The organism is bacterium (assembly GCA_020440705.1).
In the GTDB taxonomy this organism is placed as follows: Bacteria; Krumholzibacteriota; Krumholzibacteriia; order LZORAL124-64-63; family LZORAL124-64-63; genus JAGRNP01.
This window is the reverse complement of record JAGRNP010000173.1, coordinates 1-6,073: the sequence shown is the minus strand read 5'-3', so window position 1 is coordinate 6,073 and position 6,073 is coordinate 1. Positions and strand designations below refer to the sequence as shown.

At 71.8% G+C, this 6,073-nt stretch carries 6 protein-coding genes; 1 reads left to right on the top strand and 5 read right to left on the bottom strand.

What is annotated here, in order from left to right:
• A partial coding sequence (locus tag KDM41_16835) for an ATP-binding protein (protein ID MCB1185093.1) occupies positions 1-1,524 on the bottom strand: 1,524 nt, incomplete at its 3' end.
• A 148-nt stretch (positions 1,525-1,672) separates the two neighbouring features.
• Between KDM41_16835 and KDM41_16830 the strand changes: the two genes are divergently transcribed.
• Positions 1,673-2,401, top strand: coding sequence for a DUF4197 domain-containing protein (locus KDM41_16830; GenBank protein ID MCB1185092.1), 729 nt, complete (start codon positions 1,673-1,675; stop codon positions 2,399-2,401).
• Between the two features lie 35 nt (positions 2,402-2,436).
• Here KDM41_16830 and guaB read toward each other — a convergent pair whose 3' ends face one another.
• The 4 genes from guaB to KDM41_16810 all read right to left on the bottom strand — a co-directional run.
• Positions 2,437-3,918 (bottom strand): IMP dehydrogenase, encoded by a 1,482-nt coding sequence (gene guaB, locus KDM41_16825; protein MCB1185091.1) that lies wholly within the window; start codon positions 3,916-3,918, stop codon positions 2,437-2,439.
• Between the two features lie 22 nt (positions 3,919-3,940).
• Positions 3,941-4,453, bottom strand: coding sequence for a hypoxanthine phosphoribosyltransferase (gene hpt / locus KDM41_16820; GenBank protein ID MCB1185090.1), 513 nt, complete (start codon positions 4,451-4,453; stop codon positions 3,941-3,943).
• A gap of 38 nt (positions 4,454-4,491) precedes the next feature.
• Positions 4,492-5,205, bottom strand: a complete 714-nt coding sequence (gene udk / locus KDM41_16815; GenBank protein MCB1185089.1) for a uridine kinase — start codon at positions 5,203-5,205, stop codon at positions 4,492-4,494.
• 59 nt (positions 5,206-5,264) lie between these two features.
• Positions 5,265-6,073, bottom strand: an 809-nt coding sequence (locus KDM41_16810; GenBank protein MCB1185088.1) for an energy transducer TonB, incomplete at its 5' end; no start/stop codon positions are given.

Below are 6,073 nucleotides of genomic sequence, written 5' to 3'. Positions count from 1 at the left end.
GGCCGTGGCGTTGGGCGCGGCGCCCCGCACCGGGGCGGGCGCCGGGCGCGCGGCCGTCAGGCGCTGGATCTGCTGTCGGGTCAGGGGGCCGCCGAGGTACGACAGCACCCAGCGCGTGTCGAAGAGCACCGGCGCGTCCTCGTGGACGTTGTTCAGCAGGAAGCGGCGCGAGGCCAGTCCGGCCAGGGCCCGCTCCATCCAGGCGCGGTCGACCCGCGCCCCGCCCGCGGCGGCGACGGTGTCCAGGCCGGCCAGCACCCGCTCGCGATCGCGCTCGGTCTGCATGCGGCCGAGGAACCAGGTGCCGGCGTTGGCGAGGGCCTTGTAGTCGAGGTCGACGGGGTTCTGACTCGCCAGCACCACGCCCAGTCCGAAGGCGCGCGCCTGCTTGAGCAGCGTCAGCAGCGGCTGCTTCGACGGCGGGTTCGCCGACGGCGGCGCGTAGCCGAAGACCTCGTCGATGTACAGCAGGGCGCGCAGCGAGCCGGTGCCCGGCTGGGCCCGCATCCAGCCCACGATCTCGTTCAGGAGCGTTGTGACGAAGAACATGCGCTCGGCGTCGCCGAGGTGGGCGATGGAGACCACTGAGACACGGGGTCGTCCGTCCGGCGCGTGCAGCAGGGCGTCGATCTCCAGGGGCTGGCCCTCGGCCCAGGCGCCGAACGACGGCGAGGCCAGCACGTTGTTGATGGTCATGGCCAGGGCCAGGCGGTCGCGCGAGGGGTAGAACGACTCGAGGTCGAACACGCCGAGGCGGTCGAAGGGCGGCGCCTGGATCTGCCGGATCAGGTCGGCCAGGCCGAGGTCGCGGCCCTCGCGCCAGGCGTGGTCGAGGAGCGACGAGAGCAGGATGTGGTCGCGGCTGCGCAGCGGATCGGCGTCGAGGTCGAGCAGGGCGCACAGGCCCGACACGGCGCCGGTGATCTTCTCGCGCAGGGCGTCGGCGTCGTCGCGCACCGCCGCCGGCGGCGCGGCGAACGAGCGCAGCACCGCCAGGGGCACGCCGGCGCGGCTGCCCGGGGTGAAGATGACGCGGTCGGCCGCGCCCGTGTAGCGGCCGATGCGGTCGGGATCCTGATCCCAGGTGGCCAGTCCGTTGCGCCACAGTTCGGCGGTGGCGGCGGCGTGCTGCGCCACCGTGCGCCCCTTGCGCTGGGCGGCGGCGGGGTCGATCCAGGGCTCGAAATCGCCGGGCGCCAGATCCGGGAAGGCCAGCAGCAGGTTGCCCAGGTCGCCCTTGGGGTCGATGGCGATGACGGGGATGCCGTCGATGGCCGCCTCCTCGATGAGGCCGACCCCGAGGCCCGTCTTGCCGCTGCCCGTCATGCCCAGGATGACGCCGTGGGTGGTCAGGTCCTTGGCGTCGTACAGGAGCGGTTCGGCGCGGACCGCGCCCGTCTCCGGCTCGACCGGACGCCCCAGGTAGAAGGCGCCCAGCTTCTCGTATTCCTTCACGTTCTCTCCCTCCCGGTGTGGGCCGCCGCCCCGGCGGCCGCGGCGCGCCCGGCGCGCGCCGGGGCGCATCTTAGCACGTCGGCGGGCCGGCTCCAACGCCCGGGCGGCCGGTAGCGCGGCGCGGAGGCTGTCGCCCCGCCGGACGTGCTGCTACATTGGACCCCGACGGCCGACCGCACCCGGCGGCGGCCCGCACCCCAACGAGGACCATCGCCCCATGACGTCTCCGCTCCGCCTCCGGCCGGCCGCCGGCCTGCTCGTCGCCCTGCTGCTCCCGCTCGCCGGGTGCGCCGGCCTGTCCGACCTCGATTTCGGCGACCTCGCCGGCCAGGCGCCCCTGGACGAGGCCACCGTCACCCGCGGCCTGCGCGAGGCCCTGGCCGTGGGCACCGACCGCACCGTCGCGGCCACCGGCCGCGAGGACGGCTATCTGGGCAACGAGCTGATCCGCATCGCCCTGCCCGCCGAACTCGACGGCATGTCGCGCACCCTGCGCGACCTGGGCATGGGCGCCGTGGTGGACGACCTCGCGGTGGGCATGAACCGCGCCGCCGAGGCCGCCGCGGGCGAGGCGGCCGACGTCTTCCTGGAGGCCGTGCGCGGCATGACCATCGCCGACGCCTTCGCCATCCTCGACGGCGGCGACACGGCCGCCACCGAGTACTTCCGCGCCCGCACGGGCACGGCCCTCGCAGCGCGTTTCCAGCCGATCGTCACGGCGAAGATGAACGACGTGGGCGTGTTCCCGGTGTACAGCCGCCTCTACGACAGCTACACGCGCATCCCCCTGGTGGAGAAGCCGGACCTCGACCTCGTCGGCTACGTCACCGACGAGGCCCTGGACGGGCTGTTCACCGTGCTGGCCCAGGAGGAGAAGCGGATCCGGGACGACCCGCTGGCGCGCACCACGGCGCTGCTGCAGCGGGTGTTCGGGAGCGGCCGCTAGGACGCGGCCGTTCCGGCGGCGGGGCGGCGGCGCGGTCAGCGCTTGCCGTAGTTGGGGGCTTCCTTGGTGATCTGGATGTCGTGCGGGTGGCTCTCGATCATGCCCGCGCCCGTGGCCCGCACGAGCTGCGCCCGGGCCTGGAAGTCGCCGATGGTCGCGCAGCCGCAGTAGCCCATGCCGCTGCGCAGGCCGCCCACCATCTGGTACAGCACGTCGCGCGCCTTGCCCTTGTAGGGCACGCGGCCCTCGATGCCCTCGGGCACCAGCTTCTCGGCGTCGGCCACGTCGCCCTGGAAGTAGCGGTCCTTCGAGCCCTGCTGCATGGCGCCGAGCGAGCCCATGCCGCGGTAGGTCTTGTAGACCCGGCCCTCGAAGAGCACTTTCTCGCCCGGCGACTCGTCGGTGCCCGCGAGCAGCGAGCCGGCCATGACGCAGTCGGCGCCCACGGCGATGGCCTTGGCCACGTCGCCGCTGTAGCGGATGCCGCCGTCGGCCACCACGGGGATGCCCTTCTGCCGCGCCACCTTCGCCACGTCCATGATCGCCGTGATCTGCGGCACGCCCACCCCCGCGACGATGCGCGTGGTGCAGATGGAGCCGGGCCCGATGCCCACCTTCACGGCGTCGGCACCGGCCTCGATGAGCGCCGCTGCGGCCGCGCCGGTGGCGATGTTGCCCGCCATGATCTGGGTGCCCGGATGGGCCGCCTTCAGCTTGCGCACCATGTCCAGCACGTTGCGGCTGTGCCCGTGGGCCGTATCGACCACGAGCAGGTCGACGCCGCGGTCGACGAGCAGCGCGGCGCGCAGCACCGTGTCCGGCCCCACGCCCACCGCCGCGGCCACGCGCAGGCGGCCCTTGGCGTCCTTGCAGGCGTCGGGATAGTCGAGCTTCTTCTGGATGTCCTTCACCGTGATCAGGCCGCGCAGCTCGCCCCCGCCGTTGACCACGAGCAGCTTCTCGATGCGGTGCTTGTGCAGGATCTCGGCCGCTTCCTCGAGGGTCGTGCCCTCGGGCACGGTGACCAGGTTCTCGCTGGTCATGACCTCGCGCACGGGGCGCCGCGTGTCCTTGACGAAGCGCAGGTCGCGGTTGGTGAGGATGCCCACCAGCTTGCTGCCCTCGGTGATGGGCACGCCGCTGATGCGGTAGTGGCCCATGAGCTCGAGGGCCTCGTCGATGGTCTTGTCCGGACCGAGGGTGATCGGCTTGGTGATCATGCCCGACTCCGAGCGCTTGACCCGCTCGACCTTCGCGGCCTGCTCCTTCGGTTCCATGTTCTTGTGGATGACGCCGATGCCGCCGGCGCGCGCCATGGCGATGGCCATCTCGGCCTCGGTGACCGTGTCCATGGCCGCCGAGAGGAACGGGATCTGCAGCCGGATCTCCCGCGTGAGGTTCGTCGCCGTGTCGATGTCCGCGGGGATGACCTCGGAGTAGCCGGGCACCAGCAGCACGTCGTCGAAGGTCAGCGCCTCGCGGAAGGTCTTGTCGCGCGGGTCGGTCGTCTCGCTCATGGTCCGGTCGCTTCCCAGGCCCCTAGGCCTTCATGATGCCGATGAACGGCAGGTTCCGGTACTTCTCGTCGTAGTCGAGCCCGTAGCCGATGACGAACTCCTTCGGGATCTCGAACCCGGCGTAGTGCAGGGGCACTTCCTTCTTGCGCGCCGACTTCTTGTCGAGCAGCGCCGCCACCCGGATGCTGCGCGGATTCCGCGTCTCGAGCACCTCGATCAGGTTGGCGATGGTCAGGCCGGTGTCGATGATGTCCTCGACCAGGATCACGTCGCGGTTGGTGATGTTCGCCTTGAGGTCCTTCTCGATCTTCACCACGCCCGAGCTCTGGGTGCCGCCGCCGTAGCTGCTGACGGCCATGAAGTCGACCTCGTGCTCGACCGACACGCAGCGCGTCAGGTCGGCCAGGAAGGGATAGGCCCCCTTCAGGATGCAGACGAAGATGGGATTCGACCCCTCGTACGCCCGGCTGATCTCGTTGCCGAGCTGGCGCACGCGGCGCTGGATCTCGTCGGACGAGATCAGCACGCGGTCGATGAACGGATAGCGCTGCAGGTATTCCTGGTCGTCGAACGTCACGTCCGGCCTCCGGTTTCGTGTTCGGCCGCCGACGCGGGGAAGTCCCCGGCCGCCGCCCGCATGCGGTCGCGATCGCGGATGATGTTCTTGATCTTGGTGGCGATCAGGTCGATGGCGACCTTGTTGTGCCCGCCCTCGGGGATGATGAGGTGGGCGTAGCGCTTGCTCGGCGAGACGAACTGCAGGTGCATGGGCCGCACCACCGTCAGGTACTGCTCCATGACCGATTCCATGGTGCGCCCGCGCTTGGTGATGTCGCGCTTCATGCGGCGCAGCACCCGTTCGTCGGCGTCGACGTCGACGAAGAGCCGGATGTCCATCAGCTCGCGCAGGGCCCGCGACTCGAGCACGAGGATGCCCTCGACGAAGACGATGTCGGCCGGCTCGCAGGTCTCGGTATCGGGCAGGCGGCTGTGGATGGCGTAGTCGTAGCGCGGCACCTGCACCGCCCGGCCGCTGCGCAGCAGGCGCAGGTGCTCGACGAGCAGCTCGGTCTCGAAGGCGTTGGGATGGTCGTAGTTGATGCGGGAGCGCTCTTCGAGGGGCAGGTGCGAGTTGTCGTGATAGTAGGAATCGTGATGGATGATCTGGATCGTCTTGCCGGGACAGGCCTCGCGCACCCGCAGGGCCACGGTGGTCTTGCCGGAGCCTGAGCCGCCGGCGACACCGATGATCACGGGGGGGAGTGCTGCCTGATCCGGGCCTTTCATGGCCGTAAAATACCCGGCCCCCCCGGTCGTGTCAATTTTTCCGGTCGCGGCGCGCCGCGTCAGTCCCGGGGCGGCGTGAAGACGAACGGGGCCTGGAAGGTCACGACCCCCGCCGGGACCGCCTCGAAGCGCCAATCGCGCATCTGGGCCAGCACGCAGGTGGTCACGGCCGCCGAGTCGAGGGTGTCCTCGAGGACGATCACGTCGTCGACGGTGCCGTCGGCCGCCACGGTGAGGTTCACCACCAGCTTGCCGCGCAGCCCCGGGTCCTGCTTCAGCACGTTCTCGTAGCAGAACTGGATGCCGGGGGCGTAGCGCCGGACCACCGCCAGCAGCGAGGCGTTCGAGCGGATCTCCCCGCCCGCACCGCCCGGGGCCGACGCGCCGGTGCCGTCGCCGCCACCGCCGCCGGCGCCGTCGCCGAAGCCCTCGCCCGAACCGGCCAGCGCCACCTGCGTGATCGCGGCCACGTCGATGGTGCGGGCGCCGACGGCGCCCTCGCCGCCGGTGGCGGCGGACAGGTCGGCCACCAGATCGACCGCCTCGAGCTGGGTCGAGGTGCGGGCCCCGCGCACGGAGCCGCGGGCCTGGCGGCGGGGCCGCTCGCGCCCGTTGTCCTTCCGGTCGGCGGCCGGCAGGGCCTTGCCCAGGTCGCCGATGGCCTTGTCCAGCGAGGCCGTCGCCTGCGCCAGGTTCTGCGCCACCTCCACGCGGGCCTTCTCGCGCCCGGCCGTGCCGGCGTCCGGCGCGACCTTCGGGGCGGTCTCGGTCTTCGTCTCGGCGCGGGCCGGACGCGGCCGCGGCCGCTCGACCGGCGGCGGGCTCGTCCGGGGCGCCGGCTCCGGTTCGGCGCGGGCCACCTGCGGCG